Source organism: Pseudoalteromonas sp. SR45-4, from assembly GCF_014163535.1.
In the GTDB taxonomy this organism is placed as follows: Bacteria; Pseudomonadota; Gammaproteobacteria; order Enterobacterales; family Alteromonadaceae; genus Pseudoalteromonas; species Pseudoalteromonas nigrifaciens.
Map to the genome: position 1 here is coordinate 1 of NZ_JACJDO010000002.1, position 22,153 is coordinate 22,153.

General features: G+C 39.5%; 19 protein-coding genes and 2 pseudogenes. 10 read left to right on the forward strand and 11 right to left on the reverse strand.

The window, feature by feature from the left end; all coding sequences use genetic code 11:
- Positions 1–94, forward strand: a pseudogene (locus tag H5058_RS01190) (IS5/IS1182 family transposase); the annotation flags it as partial.
- A gap of 188 nt (positions 95–282) precedes the next feature.
- Here H5058_RS01190 and H5058_RS18410 read toward each other — a convergent pair.
- Positions 283–417 (reverse strand): annotated as a pseudogene (locus H5058_RS18410) (IS110 family transposase); the annotation flags it as partial.
- Positions 418–528: 111 nt separating this feature from the next.
- On the opposite strand from H5058_RS18410, the gene H5058_RS01195 reads away from it, so the two are divergent.
- The gene (locus H5058_RS01195; protein ID WP_182676595.1) at positions 529–963 is read left to right on the forward strand and encodes a hypothetical protein; all 435 of its coding nucleotides are present in this window, start codon (positions 529–531) and stop codon (positions 961–963) included.
- A 246-nt stretch (positions 964–1,209) separates the two neighbouring features.
- On the opposite strand, the gene H5058_RS01200 is transcribed toward H5058_RS01195, so the two are convergent.
- Positions 1,210–2,400 carry a PQQ-dependent sugar dehydrogenase gene (locus H5058_RS01200; RefSeq protein ID WP_182676598.1) on the reverse strand — a complete coding sequence of 397 codons (1,191 nt, stop codon included), beginning with the start codon at positions 2,398–2,400 and terminating at the stop codon, positions 1,210–1,212.
- Here H5058_RS01200 and H5058_RS01205 point away from each other — a divergent pair.
- Positions 2,385–2,825 carry a hypothetical protein gene (locus H5058_RS01205; protein ID WP_058373532.1) on the forward strand — a complete coding sequence of 147 codons (441 nt, stop codon included), beginning with the start codon at positions 2,385–2,387 and terminating at the stop codon, positions 2,823–2,825. The genes H5058_RS01200 and H5058_RS01205 overlap by 16 nt on opposite strands.
- Positions 2,826–2,930: 105 nt before the next feature.
- On the opposite strand, the gene H5058_RS01210 is transcribed toward H5058_RS01205, so the two are convergent.
- Entirely contained in the window at positions 2,931–4,130 is a 1,200-nt protein-coding gene (locus H5058_RS01210; RefSeq protein ID WP_086998656.1) for an Nramp family divalent metal transporter, read from the reverse strand.
- A 301-nt stretch (positions 4,131–4,431) separates the two neighbouring features.
- Positions 4,432–5,694, reverse strand: coding sequence for a valine--pyruvate transaminase (locus tag H5058_RS01215; RefSeq protein WP_182676600.1), 1,263 nt, complete (start codon positions 5,692–5,694; stop codon positions 4,432–4,434).
- A 532-nt stretch (positions 5,695–6,226) separates the two neighbouring features.
- Here H5058_RS01215 and H5058_RS01220 point away from each other — a divergent pair.
- From H5058_RS01220 to H5058_RS01235, 4 genes are all read left to right on the forward strand, one after another.
- On the forward strand, positions 6,227–7,309 hold the full coding sequence (locus H5058_RS01220) for an endonuclease/exonuclease/phosphatase family protein (RefSeq protein WP_182676725.1): 1,083 nt from the start codon (positions 6,227–6,229) through the stop codon (positions 7,307–7,309).
- A 240-nt stretch (positions 7,310–7,549) separates the two neighbouring features.
- Entirely contained in the window at positions 7,550–7,969 is a 420-nt protein-coding gene (locus H5058_RS01225) for an MAPEG family protein (RefSeq protein WP_011328379.1), read from the forward strand.
- Between the two features lie 366 nt (positions 7,970–8,335).
- Entirely contained in the window at positions 8,336–9,772 is a 1,437-nt protein-coding gene (gene nhaD / locus H5058_RS01230) for a sodium:proton antiporter NhaD (protein WP_182676602.1), read from the forward strand.
- Positions 9,773–10,124: 352 nt separating this feature from the next.
- Complete coding sequence (locus tag H5058_RS01235) at positions 10,125–11,501, forward strand: NAD(P)-binding domain-containing protein (protein WP_182676605.1); 1,377 nt, start codon at positions 10,125–10,127, stop codon at positions 11,499–11,501.
- Positions 11,502–11,583: 82 nt separating this feature from the next.
- Here the strand turns inward: H5058_RS01235 and H5058_RS01240 are convergent, their stop codons facing one another.
- Positions 11,584–13,431, reverse strand: a complete 1,848-nt coding sequence (locus H5058_RS01240; protein WP_058373524.1) for an ABC transporter ATP-binding protein — start codon at positions 13,429–13,431, stop codon at positions 11,584–11,586.
- A gap of 189 nt (positions 13,432–13,620) precedes the next feature.
- Here H5058_RS01240 and H5058_RS01245 point away from each other — a divergent pair, with 189 nt between their 5' ends.
- The gene (locus tag H5058_RS01245; RefSeq protein WP_086998643.1) at positions 13,621–14,025 is read left to right on the forward strand and encodes a GFA family protein; all 405 of its coding nucleotides are present in this window, start codon (positions 13,621–13,623) and stop codon (positions 14,023–14,025) included.
- Positions 14,026–14,028: 3 nt separating this feature from the next.
- Here H5058_RS01245 and H5058_RS01250 read toward each other — a convergent pair whose 3' ends face one another.
- Positions 14,029–14,826, reverse strand: a complete 798-nt coding sequence (locus H5058_RS01250) for a spermidine synthase (protein ID WP_179807002.1) — start codon at positions 14,824–14,826, stop codon at positions 14,029–14,031.
- 200 nt (positions 14,827–15,026) lie between these two features.
- On the opposite strand from H5058_RS01250, the gene H5058_RS01255 reads away from it, so the two are divergent.
- Positions 15,027–16,445 carry a M28 family metallopeptidase gene (locus H5058_RS01255; RefSeq protein WP_086998636.1) on the forward strand — a complete coding sequence of 473 codons (1,419 nt, stop codon included), beginning with the start codon at positions 15,027–15,029 and terminating at the stop codon, positions 16,443–16,445.
- A 125-nt stretch (positions 16,446–16,570) separates the two neighbouring features.
- Positions 16,571–17,017, forward strand: a complete 447-nt coding sequence (locus H5058_RS01260; protein WP_011328373.1) for a DUF4826 family protein — start codon at positions 16,571–16,573, stop codon at positions 17,015–17,017.
- Positions 17,018–17,078: 61 nt separating this feature from the next.
- Here the strand turns inward: H5058_RS01260 and H5058_RS01265 are convergent, their stop codons facing one another.
- From H5058_RS01265 to mnmA, 5 genes are all read right to left on the reverse strand, one after another.
- Positions 17,079–17,546, reverse strand: coding sequence for a GNAT family N-acetyltransferase (locus H5058_RS01265; protein ID WP_011328372.1), 468 nt, complete (start codon positions 17,544–17,546; stop codon positions 17,079–17,081).
- A gap of 9 nt (positions 17,547–17,555) precedes the next feature.
- Positions 17,556–18,701 (reverse strand): cupin domain-containing protein, encoded by a 1,146-nt coding sequence (locus H5058_RS01270; RefSeq protein ID WP_011328371.1) that lies wholly within the window; start codon positions 18,699–18,701, stop codon positions 17,556–17,558.
- A gap of 89 nt (positions 18,702–18,790) precedes the next feature.
- A complete protein-coding gene (purB, locus tag H5058_RS01275; RefSeq protein WP_011328370.1) occupies positions 18,791–20,161 on the reverse strand; it encodes an adenylosuccinate lyase in 1,371 nt (456 codons plus the stop codon).
- Between the two features lie 31 nt (positions 20,162–20,192).
- Positions 20,193–20,795 carry a high frequency lysogenization protein HflD gene (gene hflD / locus H5058_RS01280; RefSeq protein WP_011328369.1) on the reverse strand — a complete coding sequence of 201 codons (603 nt, stop codon included), beginning with the start codon at positions 20,793–20,795 and terminating at the stop codon, positions 20,193–20,195.
- Positions 20,795–21,895, reverse strand: coding sequence for a tRNA 2-thiouridine(34) synthase MnmA (mnmA, locus tag H5058_RS01285; protein WP_011328368.1), 1,101 nt, complete (start codon positions 21,893–21,895; stop codon positions 20,795–20,797). The genes hflD and mnmA overlap by 1 nt, the downstream gene beginning before the upstream one ends.
- Positions 21,896–22,153: the final 258 nt, after the last annotated feature.

Below are 22,153 nucleotides of genomic sequence, written 5' to 3' on the forward strand. Positions count from 1 at the left end.
GATAGCCACGCGGTATGAAAAGCTTGAACGAAATTATCATTCAATGCTCGCTTTAGCATTTACTATGATGTGGCTACCAATGTGGGCTGATTGATATATGTACTACAAAGATCAACAGCCCCTAGCTCTTCATCTAAAAAATTGCATGTTAATACTTATACATCTAGAGATCGTGAAAAACAACGTAAAGCGGATGAAGAATGGTGTGCAGAACGAATGAAGCAACAAGGAAAGATGTAAAAACTACTAACAACACGCCCTGAGGTGGACGACTAGTAAAATTTAGCTATTGATTGCAAATTTTAAAAGTGGTGAGCCTCTGCGTTTTAATGCTGCTAAATACGTCGATTCATCGTAGGGTGTATTCGTTTTCCAACACCTAAATACAATCCTTATCCATTTAAATGTCAGTGATCTAAAAGTAAAATAAGACAGGCACAATTTTTTATATACAAGAATAAATAACAGTTGGCAAAACATTATAGTTGAACTCTAGCCACCAATAATTGATTAAATAAGGGTATTACAATGGATAAAATGTCAGTTAACATAACGTCTAAACCTTTAGAAACTTACCCGAAAAAACAAATTTTAAAGGTGATGGCTGATGACGCTTCTGAAAAAGAGACAGTGCAAAAGGGAGTGGCTCAAGGTGTTCAAGTAGATATATCTGAAGAGGGGGCGGAAAAAAGTCTGGAAGATAAAAATCAAGCGGCGTTTCGCAAGTTATTAGGTAATGAAGATGTAGATCAAGCATCACAATCTGAAGGTGACCTCCTTGATGAACTAATTGCTGAAATACAAGAAAAGCTTGAAAAACTACTGCAGGAAACTGCATTGTTACGCAGTAAAGATGATGAAGAGTCGCAGGCAAAAGTGAGGGTGCTAGAAGGTGAAATTACCGGGCTTAATATTCAACTTATTGAATTATTAAAACAGAAATTAGAATCGGGTAAAAACTAGGTGTAAAGCTCCTGTAATTACCTTTAATACATTTTTCGGTTACTGCATAACGCGGTAAGTCGGGTTGTTTCTAGTAAACTCATCACTTTTGTCGGATGGCGTGGCTTCGCCACTTATCCGACTTACGTCAAAAGGTAGGTTGGTTAAGCCGAAGGCGCCACCCACAGAGTTATTAAACCTATTAAAGCGGCTTACTAAAAGGTGCTATCCCCCCTAAAAGCGAAGTCTCCCTAACCCTCTTGTGAACTAATTTGATTTAACTAACATCAGCTTTGCATCTTCCCCATCGGTTAATATTGCTACATTACCCTCAGTGGTTACAAATACATCCCTTAATCGGCCTGTGGCCTCTGGGAATATATGAGACTGGGTAAATTCACCATTAGCTAAATTTACAGCGTAGAGCTTTTTATCAACCAAAGTCGTAATTAACACATGTTTTTGTAGTGAAGGGAAAGCCGCGTGCTTAGAGCCGTAATACGCCATGCCAGATAGGGCTATTGATGGCGTCCAATTAACACTTGGTTTTTGCATGCCTGGGTATTGCGTAAAAGGTGAAATACGCGCTTGCGAATAATCCCTACCGTAAGTAATTACTGGCCAGCCATAATTGGTGCTTGCGGTTAAGTAGTTTAGCTCGTCGCCGCCTGCGGGGCCGTGTTCGTGGCTAATAATTTGCTGTGTATCGTAATCATATACAAGGCCCTGAGGATTACGGTGGCCAAGTGAGTAAACAGCATGGGCATTTGGATTTGTATGGTTAATAAATGGGTTATCTGTTGGAATACTGCCGTTTAAGTTTATACGTAATATTTTACCAAGCTGGCTGGTAATAACCTGTGCTTGCTCTCTAAAGTCAAAGCCATCGCCCGTTGAAACTAATAACGTATTGTCGGGTAGGACAAGGGCGCGCCCAGCGTAATGCTGTGGTGTGTTTTTATTGGTAGCTACTTTATGAATAATTTGCGGCTTTGAAAAACGAGTACCATTAAAGATGGCTTTGGCAACAACAAGCCTGTTTGCGTTGGCATCGCCTTGGGCGTAGGTAAAAATTACTTCTTTGGAATTGCTATAATCTGGCGATAATACTATATCGAGCAAGCCACCTTGGCCTGCAAGGTATAAGCCCTCTAGGTTTAGTTTTACTCTTGATTGCGCATTATTTTTAATTATAACTACGTGGCCATCGCGCTCTGTAATTAACCATGTACCGTTTGCTAGTTCAACCATGCTCCACGGAGACTGTAATTGTGTAGCAAGGGTTTTTGTACTGTATTGCTTTTTTGGTAACGCAGCGCCTGCATTAACAGAAAACGCAAAAAGCGAAAGCAGAGTAAAAAAAGAGATACATTGTTTACGGGGTAAGCCTTTGCTAGCATGGCTTATATAAGAAAAAAACTTTATTTTAAGTTGAGATAACCATGTCATTTTTAACACGTATATTGCCCTCATTTTTAGTTTCTTGGTTATTTACATTCACACTTGCTAGCTTGTTTCATAGCCAATACGTTGTCAATCAATTAGTTAATGTAGGTGTTGTAGTGGGCTTTAGCGACCGTGTTAGTTTAACACTGGATGATTGGTTGGGCTTATTACCCACCTATGGCGCTATTATTGCCATTGCATTGGCAATCGCTTTTTTAGTTACGGTGCAGCTTAATAAAAAGGTTCAAAAATACCGTACTCAGCTATTTGTTATTGCTGGCATTGTGGCATTTGCTATGGTGTTAATTGCCATTGAATCGATTATGAATATACATATTATAGCGGGTGCAAGAGGTTGGGGGTTTTACACTCAATTGCTTGCAGGTGCGGCCGGTGGCTATGTGTTTTCACGCTTAACAAAAACAAATATTATCTGATTTTAATTACTGCAGGATACAGGAAAGGTTTTTATTATAATGAATAAGTAAAAAAGCCACTGTTTGTAGTGAACAGTGGCTTTTAATTAGATGTTTTTAGTTTAATTAAAAAATCAAACTAATCAGCTTGTAGCTGCTTAAGCCAAATATAAGCAGTAATATAGGCACAGTGATAAGGTTTAATAACACAGAATTGGTGTAATTGCCCATCACCGCTTTTTGATTTACCAACCAGAGTAAGTAAACAGTAATAATAGGCAGTAATAAGCCATTAGCAGCTTGGGCAAAAATGATCACGGCAACCGGATCTAACCCCAAAGAGGCAACAGCTGCGCCAAACAATAAGATAACTAATGCTACCGATTTGAAACGGCTACTTTGCATTTTGTTAGACCAACCAAGCATTCCGCAAACTGCATAGGCTCCCGCTAAAGGAGCAGTAATTGCACTAGTTAAACCTGCAGCAAATAAACCAATAGCAAAAAAGTAATGGGCAGCGCCACCTAATAATGGCTCAAGCTGTACAGCCATATTTGCTGCGCTAACTTTACCTGCGTCGGTACCATAAAAAGCCACCGAGGCGGTAGATAAAATAGCCAAAGTGATCACTCCACCTAAAGTGATTGATAAGCTGGTATCGATATTTGTTTGCTTAATTATTTTACGTTTATCGCTATTATTGTTGTATTTTGCTGCGAGCACTCCTGAATGCAAAAATAAATTATAAGGTACTATGGTGGTGCCAATCAGTGCAAGTACAGTGGTAACAGAGCCCTCAGGCATAGTAGGAATAAAACCCGCTAGTACTTGGCTTATAGGCGGAGCAGCCATAACTAAAGTAGAAATAAACACTAAGCTCATTAAAATCACTAATAAAATGAGCGCGTTTTCTACCACTTTATGTTTTCCGCTGTACAGTAACAATGCGCTAATAAAAGCAATGAGCGGCGTCCATATTTGCGCATTTATTGTCGGAAATATCTTTATTAAACCCATGCTAGCGCCACTAAGGTTACCCGCTTCATAGGCGGCGCTGCCCACGCCAATGGCGCTTATTACCAAAAAGCTAGCGAGCACTTTAAGCACTGGGGTATGAATATGCGCGCGCAGTGCTTGAGCAAGATCTTTGCCTGTTGCTACGCCAAGGCGAGCAGCCATAGATTGTAATAATATAGTGGCTATTACTGAAAAAAGTAATGTCCAGATAAGTGCAAAGCCAAAGTTTGCACCTGCTACGCTAGCAGTCGTTATGGTGCCTGGTCCTATAAAGGCTGCGGTGACTAGTAGTCCTGGTCCTAATCGCATAATTTACCTGTATGTTGGTGTTTAAAGTGTGCACCTGTATGGGCGCGCGTTTTATTACTGCCACTTAGTAAGCGTTTGCAGCCTGAACTACCTTTTATGCTACCCGCTAGTAAATAGCGTGTAAAAAAGGTCGCGTAGAATAACAGTTTATATATAAATTTAAAGAGTATAGCGCGCGTTTGCACAAAAAGAGTACAGAATTACAGAGGTAAATAAGGGATAAAGGCAACACTTGCTCAATAGCGTGCCGTTATAGTGGATGTTAAGTTATAGCCAAAGCGTAGATAGCATAAGCATTAATTTACGCCATTAAATACTTTATGGTTTGTAAACCTTTGCGTAGTGTTGCTTCATCGGTTGCATAGTTAATGCGAATACACTCGTGCTTGTGCGCCCAGCTATCGTCAATGCCAATAAAAAAGTTGTGTCCAGGAATTACATACACATCTTGCACTTTAAGCTTTTGGTATAGTGTTTCGCTTGTTATTTTTGCATCTTTAAACCACAGCCACATAAAAAATGCGCCTTCAACTTTATGCAAGTAAACACTCATATCGGCAAATATTTCATCAAACAGTTCAATCGCTATTTGTGCTTTATTACGATAAAAAGGCAACACAACATTACGACACAGCGGCAGTAGTTCGTCGTCGTTAATTAAACGGGTAACTAAGCTTGGGCCTATACTATTTGGCGATAAAACCATGCTGCCATTTACGCGGCCAATTGCTTTAATAATTTCATTGTTTGCAACCACAATACCGCTGCGTAAACCCGGTAAGCCAAGCTTTGAAAGCGACATACATAAAATTATGTTTGAGTTCCAGGTTAGGTTTGCGTCGGTGTAAATACAGCCCGGGAATGGATCGCCATATGCGTTATCTATAATGAGTGGAATGTTGTATTGCTTAGCGAGTAAATCAAGGTGTTTTACTTCATCGTCGGTTATTACATTACCGGTTGGATTGGTAGGGCGCGATACGCACAGCGCACTGATACTGCTGTCGTTTGCTAATATTTTTTCAACCGCTTTAAAATCAATAACGTATTTAAATTGTTTAGATGTGCTACCGGTATTTAAAATTTCGATATCGGGCTTTATGGCAACAAACATATCGTCCGATAAACCTTGGTCGGCATAACCTACGTATTCTGGCGCGAGGGGAAATAAAATCTTTTTATGGCTGCCATCAGGCATTTCGCCTGCAAACATATTAAACAGCACAAAAAAGTTAGCTTGGCTGCCATTACCAAGTGCTACGTTATTGGCACTTATATCCCATGCATATTCTTTACTTAGTTGGCTTGCTAATGCAGCTCTAAACTCGTCGTTACCGGTTGGGCCGTCGTAAAGGCCAAATACTTGCGATACTTTATTACTGGCAACGAGCTTTTGTAACTCACTTAAAAAAACCTCATTTACTTGTGGTACTAAAGCAGGGTTACCGCCACCCAGCATAACAATATTAGGATTGTTACTGCTTTTAGCACTGCCTAAGTCTTCCATTAACTGAGTAATGCCGTTGGGTTGTGTAAATTTAGTGCCAAAGTTTGAGTAGTTCATAATACATAACGTTTGTAGGTAATGGAAAGGGCAGTATAGCCTAAATAACGGGCTAAAATAGTAAGTTGAGAATTATTCAATGCGTAGTTTTAAAGGTTGTTACTGCAACCTCATTGCATATAAGCATAATAAAGCAGTAATAAAATAGGCACTGTGCTTTTTGGAGATATTTGTAAAAGATGAGGGGGGGGGGTTGGTTTTAATAGCGCGTAGCGATACTCAAGGGTAAAAATAAAGCGTACGAATACGTAAGCAGCTAAATTTGTAATGCTATTGTTTGATGTATGAAATTGAATTGATTTACCATGTATGATCTTGTTTTTACTAATTTACTGAAATAGCACAGGTTTTGAACACCCCCCTAAAGCCTTAAAAACGATAAGCAATAGGGTATACTGCTATTACATACTTTTACGTATTCATTTAAGCAAGCATTAGGGCTAATAACTCAGCGATGTTTGTTATTTTAAAATGTACAGCAGTGGAACCTCTTTTGATAAAAAACACTCAACTAAAAATAGCCACATTTAACTTGTTTAATTACCTTGAGCCACCCAATGCATACTATGAGTTTGAGAAAATTTATACCGCGCAACAGTGGGCTAAAAAGCAGCAGTGGGTTATTGATTATTTAACAGAGCACGCACCTGATGTGATTGGTTTTCAGGAAGTGTTTAGTATTGAGTCGTTACAAGAATTAGTACGTGGGCAAGGTTATGAGCACTTTGCAGTGGTAGATACGCCCGAGGTGATTGACGACTTTATTTATAAACGCCCCGTAGTGGCAATTGCCGCAAAATATCCTATTGTTGAAGTGGCTGCGGTGCAGCACGATAATGAACTTGTAGCTACCCTTGGGCTTAGTGCTGATTTTACATTTAGCCGCAAGGTATTAAGAGCCACAGTAACTTTGCCGCACATAGGTAATACCGATTGTTATGTGGTGCATTTTAAATCTAAACGCCCAATGATTGAGGTTGATGAGCACAATAAAGCACTTTCGCCCGAAAAGAACATAATTGAGATTTTAAAAGCGAATGTAGCGGGTGGCTGGGGATCAACTATTCAGCGCGGCAGCGAAGCCACATTATTAATGATACAAATGATTGCGCGCCGCGAAGCTACGCAGCAGCCTATGATTTTAATGGGCGACTTTAATAACAGCATAGCCGATGGTGTGTTAAGCCACATGCTTACTAATACACTGCGTTTTGCCTCTGCTTTTGACGCTAAAACTTACCTTGCTAAATATTGTTTAAATGATGCATGGGACTTATTTACAAAGTCGCAATTGGCAAGTGCTGAGCCACAAGCACCAACAGACGACTTGCGTGTTGATGGCGATATAGTGAGTGCTGTAATTGAGCAAGGTGATACAAATAATGTGGCTAAGCCAGCAACTCCACGCACGCCAACCCATTATTATGGCGCGAGCAGTTCAGTGCTTGACTACATTTTATTGTCTAGTGAATTTGATGCCAGCTACCATGATAGCTTTTTTGAAGTAAGTGACTATAACACTTACGATCGGCATTTAATTAACCCAGTATTTGAGCGAGACGATTTAAGTACCGACCATGGGGTGGTTATAGTTACTTTAACTTTGAGGTCGTAGGCTATAATTTTAATGATTAATATTGCTAATAATATTTGTTTAACAATATTACTTTTACGGTTTTTAATTTAAGTATTAAGTGCTTTTATGTAAAAACGTCGGAATAAATTACTGAGTTTAAACGATAGCTTTAATTATTTGTATAACTATCAAATAATTAAACTCGGCCTAAAACTTGCCTGTTATTAATGTTAAACATCTAAAAATTGATAATCTTTAATAAAAACAAGGAAATTAACTATGACTAATATTGCACTTTCGGCGTATTTGGCGTTTTACCTGTATTTAATTATGTTGCTTGTACAGTGGGCGGTAGCAACTTTTAGTAAAGCAAAACAGCCTAATGCAGTGCCGGGTAAAATAAGTGACGACTTATCGCACGATAGTTTTATATTTAGAGCACACCGTACTTTTCACAATACCCTTGAAAATAGTGCGTTATTTATAGGAACAGTGTTGTTTGCTTTTGTAATAAATTATCAAAGCCCAATATTTGCACTATGTGTATGGATATACGTTATTGCGCGATTAATTCATATGGTGCTGTACTACGCAATTGCTACTAATAAAAATCCTAGCCCACGTAGCTACTTCTTTTTAATTGGCGTACTTGCCAATGTTGTGATGCTAGTAATGGTAGGTTTAAGGTTAATTGCCTAATACAAATTAAATAACAAACAACAATTAACCAAGAGCGAAGTTGCTTACATAGCAACTTCGCTTTTTTTGTAAACTACTTTCGCAGCACTAAATAAAAATAATATAACCAATTGAATTTTAAATAATTAACCTGTAAATATTAAAGCTTACACAACCACCATTCACACACCCTATTTACAATATAGCAACCACCTATGCATATATAGACCTCAGTACAATAGCCACTTGGTAATGCTGTGCTATTTTATTGTGGTGAAAAAATAATAACCAATAAATACTCACCAAAATGCGTATCAATAAAGCAGATAAATTGTTTTATTGTAATTAAAGCCAGCTGATTTATGTAATTAAAACAGGAAATGTAAAATGAAGAGTTTGTTACGGGGGTTCAACATAGTATGTATTGCTATGTTGTTTTTTTGCTCGCCAGTTTGGGCTGCGCAAGGGCAGTTAGATTTAACATCATCGAGTATTGGTTGGTTGTGTATTGGTATATTTTTAATTGCTTATACCGTGGTTATGCTCGAGGAAAAGCTACATTTAAGAAAGTCGAAACCAGTATTGGTTGCAGCAGGATTAATTTGGATATTAATAGGTGCCTATTACGTTAGCCATGATATTACTGAACTTACCGAAACTGCATTTAGGCATAATTTACTTGAGTTTGCTGAGCTTATGCTCTTTTTACTAGTCGCTATGACCTACATAAATGCGCTAGAAGAAAGAGGAGTATTTGATGCATTGCGCGCTTGGATGATCCGTAAAGGCTTTAACTATAAAAATTTATTTTGGATAACCGGTTTTTTAGCATTTTTTATCTCCCCGATTGCCGACAACCTTACCACCGCGTTATTAATGTGTGCAGTGGTAATGAAAGTTGCCGAAGGTGATAAGCCATTTATAAACATCAGCTGTATTAATATTGTTATTGCGGCTAATGCGGGCGGCGCATTTAGCCCCTTTGGCGACATAACCACGCTAATGGTGTGGCAAGCTGGATTGGTGCATTTTAACGAGTTTTTAGTGCTGTTTTTACCTGCTTTAGTTAATTACTTAGTGCCCGCAGCCATTATGAGCTTTTATGTTGCCGATAAGCACCCAACCGCACAATACGAAGCGGTTGAGCCAAAACGCGGCGCAGTGCGAATATTAGTGTTGTTTTTACTTACCATAGCCACTGCCGTTGCTTGCCATAGCTTTTTAAACCTGCCACCAGTATTAGGTATGATGATGGGGCTAGGCTATTTACAGTTTTTTGGTTATTTTTTAAGAATGACTTTACCAGGATCACTGGCACGTAAAAGAGCCCATGCAGAGCAGTTGGGCGATCAAGAACGATTAGCTAAACTAGGCAGTGTTGTACCATTTGACGTATTTAGTAGAGTGCAACGGGCAGAGTGGGACACGTTATTATTTTTTTACGGTATTGTTATGTGCGTGGGTGGCTTAGGGTTTTTAGGTTATTTAAACTTTATGTCTGAGATGCTATACGGCAATTGGTCTACTACAACGGCAAATATTTTTCTTGGGGTGATTTCTGCAGTGATCGATAATATACCGGTTATGTTTGCGGTGTTATCTATGGATCCTGAAATGTCGCATGGGCAATGGTTGCTGATCACATTAACTGCGGGGGTAGGCGGTAGTTTACTCTCGATTGGCTCGGCTGCGGGAGTGGCATTAATGGGGCAAGCACGCGGCTACTATACTTTTTTTGGTCACCTAAAGTGGACGCCTGTGATTGCGTTAGGTTACGGGGCCAGCATAATGCTGCACTTATGGCTTAACGCATCATTATTTTAAAGATACCAGCAAACGCCTATAAGCTATTTTTTATCACAGTAATAATACTATAAAGCTTTAATTTAAGTATTTAATGGTAGTAAAAGCGAAGGAGCATAAACAGCATCTTCGCTTTTTTTATTACTTAAATTTAAGCTGTTATAAACTAATGGCTGAGTGCTTACTGATTAAATTTTTTAAGCCAAATAAGTTGCGGTGATAATAGACGGCTAGTTAATAAAATATTGATTTATTTTATGTTTTTTTAAAGGTAAATGTTATAAAAAAGGATTTATTTTTATTGTGGCAAATAATTTGCATGAAAAAATGTTATAGTAAGGCTCGTATTAGCTATTAGGAGTCGACTTTTATAATGAAAAAAATTGCTATTTTGGGCGCAGGTCCAAGCGGTTTGGCACAATTACGTGCATTTGAAGCAGCTCGTTTAGCCGGTATTGAGAATTTACCGGAAGTTGTTTGTTACGAAAAACAAAATGATATTGGTGGCATGTGGAACTATACATGGCGCACTGGGCTAGACAGAAATGGTGAGCCGGTACATGGCAGTATGTATCGTTATCTTTGGTCTAACGGACCAAAAGAATGCTTAGAATTTGCTGATTATTCTTTTGAAGAACATTTTGGTAGACCTATTCCTTCGTATCCCCCTCGTGAAGTGCTTAAAGACTACATAATGGGGCGTATTAACAAGCAAGATATTCGTAAATACATTCGCTTTGAGTGCCCGGTTCGTTGGGTTACATTTGACGACGAAACACAAATGTTTACTGTAACGGTTATGAACCATAAAACCGGCGAGCAGGAAGTGAATGAGTTTGATTATGTTATTGTTGCTACAGGTCATTTCTCTACACCAAACATGCCTTATTTTGAAGGGCTAGAAGAGTATTCTGGTCGAGTATTACATGCTCATGACTTTAGAGACGCACTAGAATTTAAAGGTTCAGAAGTTTTACTTATAGGCAGTAGCTATTCTGCCGAAGATATAGGTACGCAGTGTTATAAGTATGGCGCTAAATCGGTAACTATAAGCTACCGTACTAAAGCACTTGGCTATAATTGGCCAGACGGCATTGCAGAAATGCCACTTGTGACCCACTTTGAAGGGGACGTTGCGCATTTTATAGATGGCACTAGTAAGCGCTTTGATGCTGTGATTATGTGTACTGGGTATTTATTTCATTTTCCATTTTTACCTGACGAACTACGTTTACAAACACATAACTGTTTGTATCCGGCAAACTTGTATAAGGGTGTTTTTTGGCAGCCAAACCCTAAGTTAGTTTATTTAGGCATGCAAGATCAGTACTTCACTTTTAATATGTTTGATGCGCAAGCATGGTATGTACGCGACGAAATTTTAGACAGAATAAAAATACCAGCATTAGCAGCACGACAAGAAGATGAAAAAAATTGGTTAGCTAAGTACGATGAAGTAACGAATGTTGAGGGCTCTATTGATTATCAAGCAGCGTATATTCGTGATTTAACTAATGCCACAGATTACCCTGAATTTGCAGTTGAAAAACAGGCAGATATTCTCAAAGAATGGCAAAAAGATAAACAACAAGACATTATGTGTTTTAGAGAAAAAGCGTATCGCTCTACTTTAACAAACACCTTGGCACCTGAGCTTCCTGTGCCGTGGTTAGATGTACTTGATGATTCATTAGAATACTTTTTAGAATTATCGGCTACTCACACCATAGAAAAAAGTAAAGCGAGCTAGCACGTAATAAAACAATATTAAACCATAACGCATTTTTCGTTATGGTTTAATATTTTAAGTTTGTTGTTAATACTTAAAAAAACTATTCAACGCCAATAAACCCACCTGTTTGATGTGCCCAAAGTGCAGCGTAAATCCCATTCTTAGCTATTAACTCATCATGTGTGCCTTGCTCAACAACACCGCCGTTATCAAGTACGATAAGCCTGTCCATTTGCGCTATGGTTGATAGCCTGTGAGCAATAGCAATTACTGTTTTATCTGTCATTAAATCATCAAGACTTGCTTGAATAGCGGCTTCTACTTCTGAATCAAGCGCGCTGGTGGCTTCGTCGAGTATGAGAATAGGGGCGTTTTTAAGCAGTACGCGCGCAATAGCAATACGTTGGCGCTGCCCACCCGATAAGGTAACGCCACGTTCGCCTACTTGCGCGTCAAAGCCTTTATTACCTTTGCTATCAACTAAGTCGGTTACAAACTCTAGAGCTTTAGCTTGCTTGGTGGCATCGATCATTTCGGCTTCAGTGGCATCTGGTCTGCCGTATAAAATGTTGTCTTTTACTGAGCGGTGCAGCAGGGAAGTGTCTTGAGTTACCATGGCAATGTAACGGCGTAAGCTTTCTTGGCTCACATCGGTAATGTTTTGGCCGTCAATTTTTATACTGCCAGAGTCGGTGTCGTAAAAGCGTAGTAGTAAATTAACTAGCGTTGATTTACCCGCGCCAGAGCGACCCACTAAGCCAATTTTTTCACCGGCTTTAATATTTAAGTTTAAACCGTTAATAACTGGGCCACGCAGCGTTTCACTTGCTGCTTTGCCGTAGTTAAAGTGCACATTGTTAAATTCAATTGCACCTTGGCTAACGTTAAGAGTGCTGGCATTGGGTTTATCGGCTACTGCAATTGGGTTAGAGAGGGTTTGCATGCCATCGGCTACGGTGCCAATATTTTCAAATAAGCTGCTTATTTCCCACATGATCCACTGCGCCATGCCGTTTAATCTAAGGGCTAAACTTACCGCAACGGCAATTGCTCCTGCGCTAATGGCACTTAGCGACCACAAGTAAAGTGATACCGCAGTGACCGAAAACACTAATAAGTAATTTAAAGTTTGAATAACAAAGTTGAGGCTGGTAACTAAACGCATTTGCTTGTACACCGGCTGTAAAAAAACATCCATACTTTGTTTTGCGTATTCTTCTTCGCGTTGGGTGTACGAAAATAGTTTAATGGTAGCAATATTAGTGTAGCTGTCGACAATGCGGCCGGTCATTTCTGAGCGGGCATCGGCTTGTGAGGTAGCCACTTTTTTAAGACGCGGTACAAAGTAAAGTTGAATGCAAATATACAAAACAAGCCAAACAAGTAAGGGTAACATTAAGCGCCAATCGGCCTCGGCTACTAAAAACAACATAGAGCCAAAATAAACGATTATGTACATTAATACGTCGAGTAGTTTTGTTACAGCTTCGCGCACAGCCAGAGAGGTTTGTAATACCTTGGTGGCGATGCGTCCGGCAAATTCATTTTGATAAAAACTAACACTTTGGCGCAATAAATATCTATGTGCTAACCAGCGAATCGACATGGGGTAATTGCCCAGTAATGCCTGGTGCAAAATTGCAGAATGAAAAAACACCACTACAGGCAGCACCACAAGGAGCATAAGGGCCATTTTTGTCAGCTCGGACTGCTGCTCTACAAAGAGTGTTTGTGGTGTATAAATTGCCAGCCAATCAACTAGTTGCCCCATATAGCTAAATAGCGATACTTCTAAAATAGCGAGCAAGGCGGCACTTAACGAGAGTAGTGCTAGCGACAGCCCCATGCCTTTGGTGTAATGAAGACAAAACGCAAGCAGCGTGTTAGGTGGCTGCGTTGGTTTATCTTGTGGGAACGGCTTAGTAATGCGCTCAAATAGTCGATACATTTTAATAGCTTAAATGGCAAGTAATTGCAGCTATCATAGCATTTTTGTGTTTTTAAATGCAGCTTAGTAGAGGCTTAATTACTCATACTCTAAGGTATAATTAATATTAGTAAGCATTAAAACAATACTAAGATTGTTTTTAGTCATTCATTAGGTTAAAAAATAATAATTTAATTATAAGGAAGTTGTATGTACACAGGTTCATGTTTATGTGGTGAGGTTACAGTAAAAATAACGGGTGCTATTACGAGTATTATCCATTGCCATTGTTCACTTTGCAGAAAAAATAGCGGAACCGCTTTTGCAACTAACGGGTTTATAAATGTGCATGAATTTTCAATTTCAACAGGCAATGATTTACTAAGTAAGTATTCTTTTAAAGCAGGGCGCACACGTTATTTCTGTAAGTGTTGTGGTTCACCTATTTATAGTGCTAATGCGGATGATAAATCTCGGTACAGAATTCGCTTAGGCCTTATAGATTCAACAATTACAGAAAAGCCATTATCACATAATTTTGTGACTTCTAGGGCTAATTGGGAACTGCTAGAAACGAGCCTACCTTGTTACGATACATTTGAGCCTGGTCGTTAATTTTTATACTGCTGCTATATGGTAAATAGTATTTATATTGCTATGCAAGTTTGGCGCTATGCTTTGCATTACTGTTGAGGCTTGTATTGCCTCTACCGTTATATGCTTTAACGAAAGGTTACTTAGTATAAGAACAATGTTTTTGTACTCGTTAAACTCTATAAGTGCAATACAGTTAAAGTAATGGCGTAACAGTACTAAAGTAGTTTGTAATTCTTGCCCTGTTTTAGGATTTAGGTTAATGATTGCCTGGCCGCTTTTATTAATGCAGTGGTTAATGGCGTGCCAAAACGACTCGCTTTGAATAAACGTTTGGTGGTGCTCGCCACTAAATATATCTATGTAAATTAGGTCGTATTGTTGAGTGCATTGACTAATAAATTGCTGAGCACATTGCAAGTGCACAGTATGATCACTGGGTAATTTAAAAAATTGCTTAGCGATACTTATAACATCAGGGTTTATTTCTACACTTTCAAACGTATCAATTAAATTACGGCGGCTAGATTCAATGTGTTTAAGTGCGCGCTCTATTGCTGCAGTGCCTAAGCCCAAATTTAAAATACGTAGCTCACTAACCGGGGCTAATAAAAATAACAACATGCTTTGATATATTGGTACACATAATAGTTCAGGCCGGGCTTTGCTCATTACTCCTTGAAGGGTAGAGCCTAGCGGCGGATCGTTATTAAAAGTGAGCCATCTATAATCTTCATTTTGATAAACGCGTACCGGACCAAACTTACTGTCGGCATGATAGATTTGATTACTGAGCTTGGTATCGTTTTTTAATTGGCGCATAAAGTTTTTAATAAATAAAAACCCTAGTGTGGCATAAATAAAATAACTATATTACTAAATATTCTAGTTGCAGATTATTTGGCTTAATTAAACTTTTAATCTGTGCTTTAACTTACTTTTTTGTGGTGCCTACCGCAAAAGTATTGCGCACTAAGCTTACTTACGTAATGGTGATTATAATAAAAATAAGGAGCCATTAGATGCTTAAAACACCTTTTAAAATAACAACAAAATTACTTAGCGTGAGTACCCTTACAGCTGCTTGTTTTGTGGGTTTAACTTCGCAAGCATTGGCAGCGGGCGAGATTAAATACACTGATCAACAAAAATTGCATGCTATAGCCGGTGATATTTCAGCGCAGCGTATTGGTGGCGATATTCAAACGCTGGTGGATTTTGGTACGCGCCATACATTATCAGACACTAAATCGGAAACCCGTGGCATTGGTGCAGCAAGGCGCTGGATAAAACAAGAGTTCGAAAAAATATCAGCACAATGCGGCGGATGCCTAGAGATTATTGAAGTAAAAGACACTATATCGGGCGAAAAACGAATTCCTGATGCAACCGAAGTGGTTAATATTGTCGCTATTCAGCGCGGTATAAGCGAGCCTAACCGTATGGTAATAATGTCGGGCGATATAGACTCACGCGTAAGCGATGTGATGGATTTTACTAGCGACTCGCCGGGGGCTAACGATAACGCCTCTGGTGTGGCGGGCGTAATAGAGGCGGCGCGTGTATTGAGTAAACATAAATTTAATGGCTCTGTGGTGTACGCGGCGCTGTCGGGCGAGGAGCAGGGTTTATTTGGTGGTAAAATTTTAACCGCTTATGCGCAAAAACACGACTGGCAAGTACACGCAGTACTAAACAACGACATGATAGGCAATATTACCGGGGTTAATGGCGTAACCGATAACACCACAGCGCGGATATTTTCTGAAGGTACGCGCGTAATAGAAACTAAAGAGCAAGCACGAACGCGGCGCTTTACGGGGGGCGAGGTTGACTCAGCTAGTCGTAACTTGGCGCGTTACATAGATACCATTGCCGACAGATACATTGCTAATTTAAATACTATGTTAGTTTATCGGTTAGACCGATTTGGTAGAGGTGGGCACCATAGACCTTTTAATGACGCGGGCTTTGCTGCAGTGCGCATTATGGAAACAAACGAGCATTACGATCGCCAGCATCAAGACTTACGCATTGAAAACGGCATTGAATATGGCGATACGATCAAAGGCGTTGATTTTGACTATGCGGCCAAATTAACCGCACTTAATGCTGTAAGTTTAGCGTCGATGGCGTGGGCACCAGCCCCTCCTAAAGACGTGAAAATCGCGGGTGCGGTAACGGCTAATACGCGTTTGTCGTGGCAGGCATCTAAAGACAATAATATAACCGGTTATCGTATTTATTGGCGTTATACCAGCGAGCCACAATGGCAGTTTAGTAAAACCGTGGGTAAGGTTACTCAAGCTACACTTAACAATGTAGTAATTGATAATTACTATTTTGGTGTTGCAGCCATTAATAAAGAAGGGATTGAGTCGCCGGTGGTATTTCCGGGGGATGTGGGCTCATTCGATCATAATATTAAAATAGTTAAGTAAAGCTTATAAATTTGGCTAAAAACCAGGCAAACAGCGGGTTTGAGGCTAAAAAATACTATTTTTGTACTTGCACCTTATTTGTTAAGCCCTTAAAGTGTTAAAAAAGAAGTAAAAGGTTATTAATAATGACACAACAAGAAAAAAAACCGTTAACAGCACAAGAACAAGCTCAAGTAGAGCAGCAAAATATATTATGGCAGCGTGAATGCTTTCAAAACGCACAAAAGCATTTAGCTGAAAAAGGCATTATGCCTAAAACGTTGATTGAAAAAGACAGTCGTTTTTTAGCCCCATTTTGTGCTCTATGGAAATTTAAGGCGCAAAATGGTAAAAACTATTGGGTAATTACCGGTCGTTTACCAACTGATCATGCTGAAGTGAGTGCTGCAAAAGATGCTCGCGATGCAATACGTTATTTTTCACTGCAATGGCAGTTAAAAGCTGATCAAATAATGCAAACAGGGGCGAGTGATAAAACCAAGGTTGATTTTGCCAATTTACTGATCAATCGTGCCCATGGTTTATACGAAATGCACGAAAATGAACAACTGTGGGCTAACGAGCCTAAATAAGTTTAATATGTTTGTATAACAAATTAAAAAGCGAGCTACTTTATTTATTGTAGCTCGCTTTTTAATGCGTTAACGTAAATGGACGAGTTTCAAAGCTGGTAACAGGGCATTGCATTCGTAGCTTTGCAATGCCAGCCTCCATGAATACATTGCCTTGTTGGCTAAAGCCATTTTGTTTAAATAATTCAACTTCTTCTAAAATGCAGTTAATACTCAGTACTTCAATATTTTGCTCTGCAGCAAGTGCAACAATAAAGTTAAGTAGGGATTTGTAAACATTGCGATTGCGGTGGGCGGGTAATACAGCTATACGGCCTATAAGGCCATCGCTACACAGCCTGCCTGTGGCTACAGGAGACTGTGTGTCGTTGGTAATACAGGTGACAAGAATATGTTGGGCAAGTGGGTCTAGGTTGTCAAATTCAATATGTTTAGGAATATGTAACTCATAAACAAATACACGCTCTCTTATTTGCTGCAGTAGCGCTTTTTGGCTGTGCCAATCGACCTGTTCTACCCGGTAGTCCATAATACACCTCTAATTGAACCAAATACCCTCATTAATTAGTGTAGTGAATATTTCAATAAAAACTAGGCTTGGGGCCGTGTTTTTTAGCTGTTGCGCATTAAAACCTGTAAAATCAGTAAGTAACTTAACAGCATTCAAGTCACTATTTGGTACAGAGTAGTTTTCTCCGTTAACACTTACTAATAATTCATCAGCTGTTTGCTGATATATAGCACGCGTTCCACCTAGGCGTTCAAAGCTTATGTCGTCACTGTTTATTGCATCGGCTATTTGCGCCGCATTAAACGGTTGCTCAACAGGCATTAAGTCCATATCGTGCTTTGGTTGGCTTAAAGTTGTGCCAAGCCATTGTTTAAATAAGGTGTGGTCGTTTAGTAATGCCTGCATTAGCACTTTTACTTTATCAACCTCAGTATCGCTCAGCTCGCCCTTAGACTCTCTTAATGTAAGGTTGTGGTCGGTGTAACGCTTTTGTCCGCTTTCGGTATCAATAATATGATCGGCAAAGCTAGAGAGTAAATCTTGTTGATTTGGCGCTCTAAAACCCACCGAATAATTAAGGGCGTTTTCTACGGCATAACCTTCGTGCGGGCAACCTGGTGGAATATATAAAATATCGCCGGGTTCTAAAATACAATCAATAACCGCAGTAAACGCTTCTACTTGCAATAATGTTTTATTTTGGGTGAATTGTTTAAGGCTAGGATCTGGTAGGCCTACTCGCCAATGGCGTTTGCCTTCACCTTGAATAATAAATACATCGTATTGATCTAAATGCGGGCCAACACCACCGCCAGGCGTTGAATAGCTGATCATTAAATCATCTATGCGCCAGTTTGGGATGAATCGAAACGGCTCTAGCAGCTGTGCTGCATCGTTATGCCAATGATCAACCGCTTGTACTAATAAAGTAGAGTGTTGCTCTGTAAGCTGTTCAAAGTCTTCAAACGGCCCTTGGTGCGATTGCCATTCATTATTATGATTAGTAACAATACGCGACTCTATGCTGTCTTCCATTGCAAGGCCTGCAAGTTCATTCGCATCAAGCGGGTCCTGAAAATTACTAAAACCTTGTTTAATTAAGAGTGGTTTTTTTTGCCAGAACTGAGTTAAAAACTCTTGCTCTGATAAGTCATTTATTTTTAATTGATACATACAGTGGCCCTACAAATTAGTGCAAGTGGTATTAAAACAAAAAAAGCGAAAGGAGACCTTTCGCTTTTTCATTGATTTTAGTTTAGTTATTAAACTAAATCATCAATAAACTCAACAGCGCGGCCAATATAATTAGCAGGTGTTAGTTTTTTCATTTCTACTTTAGCGTGTTCAGGAAGGTCTAAACCATCGATGAAGTCTGCCATTATTTCTTGGTTTACACGTTTGCCACGGGTTAAGTCTTTAAGCTTTTCGTATGGCTTTTCGATACCGTACTTACGCATAACTGTTTGAATTGGCTCTGCTAGCAGTTCCCAGTTTTGATCAAGCTCTTCTAATAAACGTTGCTCGTTTACTTCAAGCTTACTTACACCTTTAAGTGTTGATTGGTATGCAATAAGTGCATAACCCATACCTACACCTAAGTTACGTAATACCGTTGAGTCGGTAAGATCACGTTGCCAGCGAGAAACAGGCAGCTTTTGTGCAAGGTGAGAAAAAATAGCATTTGCTAAACCTAAGTTACCTTCTGAGTTTTCAAAATCAATAGGGTTAACTTTATGTGGCATTGTTGATGAGCCAATTTCGCCAGCAATGGTTTTTTGCTTAAAGTGATTAAGGGCAATGTAACCCCACATGTCACGATCAAAATCGAGCAGTATTGTGTTAAAACGGGCAATAGCATCAAAAAGCTCAGCAATGTAGTCATGCGGTTCAATTTGTGTAGTAAACGGGTTTAGAGTTAAACCTAGGCTTGATACAAATTTGTCTGCATGTGTGTGCCAATCGTAATCTGGGTATGCACTAAGGTGAGCGTTGTAGTTACCTACAGCACCGTTAACTTTACCTAGCATTTCTACTTGTGCAATTTGGTCGCGTTGACGTTTTAAGCGCATGTAAACGTTAGCAAACTCTTTACCCATAGTAGACGGTGTAGCAGGTTGTCCGTGCGTACGTGTCATCATAGGGATTGTTTTGTACTCAATCGCTTTTTCTTTAATTGCGCTAAGTAACTGATCGCAATATGGTAGTAATACATTATTGCGTGCTTCAGTTAGCATTAAACCATGAGATAGGTTGTTAATGTCTTCAGAGGTACATGCAAAATGAATAAATTCGTTAATTGCATGTAGTTCTGCGTTATCGGCTACTTTTTCTTTTAGAAGGTATTCAACCGCTTTAACGTCGTGATTTGTTGTGCGTTCAATATCTTTAACGCGCTGTGCATCAGCTTCGCTGAAGTTATCAACAATGGCGTTTAGTAATGCATTAGCTTGTTCGCTAAATGCAGGGACTTCTTTAATATCGCTCGCTGCAGCTAACGCTTGCAACCAACGCACTTCAACGGTTACGCGGTATTTGATTAGGCCAAATTCGCTGAAAATACTGCGTAGTTCAGTGGTTTTGCTGCCGTAGCGACCATCCACTGGAGAGATAGCCGTTAACGCTGAAAGCTCCATAATAACTCCTAAATTTTAGTTTGAACGATAATTAAATTTTTGCTTTAGCAATGGCGATTATTTTTCTTTTTGCAAAGAAAAAGTGACGGCGTTTACCGCCCATTTGTCGCCATAAAACTGCACTTCTAATACCGGCTAATAATAATGCGCGGATTTTATTTTGAGTGAGCTGCTGCTTTAGTAACTCAGGTTTACCATAAACCTGTATACGGTGCCCAAGGGGGCTTAGCACCGTTGAGTATATATCCGCTAAACCGGCGACAACGCTCTCGTCGGTTATAGCAAAATGATCTAAACGTCGATGAATGTCATCAATACGTTTACCTAATTCGTTTAAGCTTTTGTCGTTTGCACTCAAGGCACGTTCTAGCTGCATTAAACCACCGACGTATTTTACAATTTCAACATCTTTTTGCGCACCAGCACTTAGCTGTGCCAATAATGTTTTGTAGCCATCGCGTAGGTTATCTGTGCCTTGATATACATCCTCTGGCGATGCCGGCGAGGTTTGAATAATACTCGAAAGTAGTATTTCTAAATCGTGTTCATTATTATTGCCGTACTGAGCAACTTTTTGAACTTGTTTAGCAACTTGGCACATGGCGGCAAGCGCCATGACTTGGTGTTGATTCATTATTTGATCACCGAATCAATAATACCACCACCTAAACACACATCTTCTGCATAAAATACGGCAGATTGACCTGGAGTAACGGCTTTTTGTGGCTCGTCGAATAATACGCGTGCCATGCCGTCTTCGCCTACAAGTAGCGTACAGCTTAAGTCTTCTTGGCGGTAACGGGTTTTAACTGTGCAGCGAGTAGTGCCTTTAGGGCCAATACGGTCAACCCAGTGCAATTGGTTAGCATTAAGGCCATTACTGTATAGGCGAGGGTGATCTTTACCTTGGCCAACAATAAGTACATTTCGCTCAAGGTCTTTATCTACTACATACCATGGCTCGCCTGAGCCTTCTTTCATACCACCAATTAGCAAGCCTTTGCGTTGACCTAGGGTGTGATACATTAATCCTTCGTGCTCGCCTACATTGTTACCATCAGTGTCTTCGATAACACCAGGTTGGGCAGGTAAAAACTTTTGTAAAAAGTCTTTAAATTTGCGCTCACCAATAAAACATATACCTGTGCTGTCTTTTTTATCGTGAGTAATTAGGTCTTGCTCTTCAGCTATGCGGCGTACTTCTGGCTTAGCAATATCGCCAACAGGGAATAATGTTTGGCCAATATGTTCGTGGCTAAGCGTGTATAAAAAGTAGCTTTGATCTTTATTATCATCTAACCCGCGGCACATAACGTATTTGTCATCGCGTAGTTCGCGGCGTACATAGTGACCGGTGGCAATAAAGTCGGCGCCTAATGCTTGGGCCGCAAATTCTAAAAAGGCTTTAAATTTAATTTCTTTATTGCACATTATATCTGGGTTAGGTGTACGACCTGCTTTGTATTCAGCTAAAAAGTACTCAAATACGTTATCCCAATACTCAGCGGCAAAGTTAACTGTATGCAGTTCAATACCGAGTTTATCGCAAACAGCTTGCGCGTCTTTTAAATCATCAGCTGCGGCGCAATATTCATCATTGTCGTCTTCTTCCCAGTTCTTCATAAACAGGCCTTCTACCTGATAGCCTTGTTGCTTTAACAAATATGCAGATACAGAAGAATCAACACCGCCGGACATACCTACGATGACTTTAATGTGACTATTTTCGCTCATGAATAATTTCGCTTATACAGATTACTGTTATTAATAACATCTTGGAAAGGCCGCGATTATAGCATGTATTTAAGCAGCGCTTAAAGAGGCTTAGCCTTAATGCAGCGCTTTTGTAGTTATTTTTATAGCGTCAGCAAAACGTTTTTGCTATTTGCAGTAAGCAAAATAAATATAAATAGTAAATAAGTGTGAATATTAGCTGTGTAATAGTAGGAGGAGTTATAGCTTTATATTGCTTTATAGTGTTATATTTAAGCG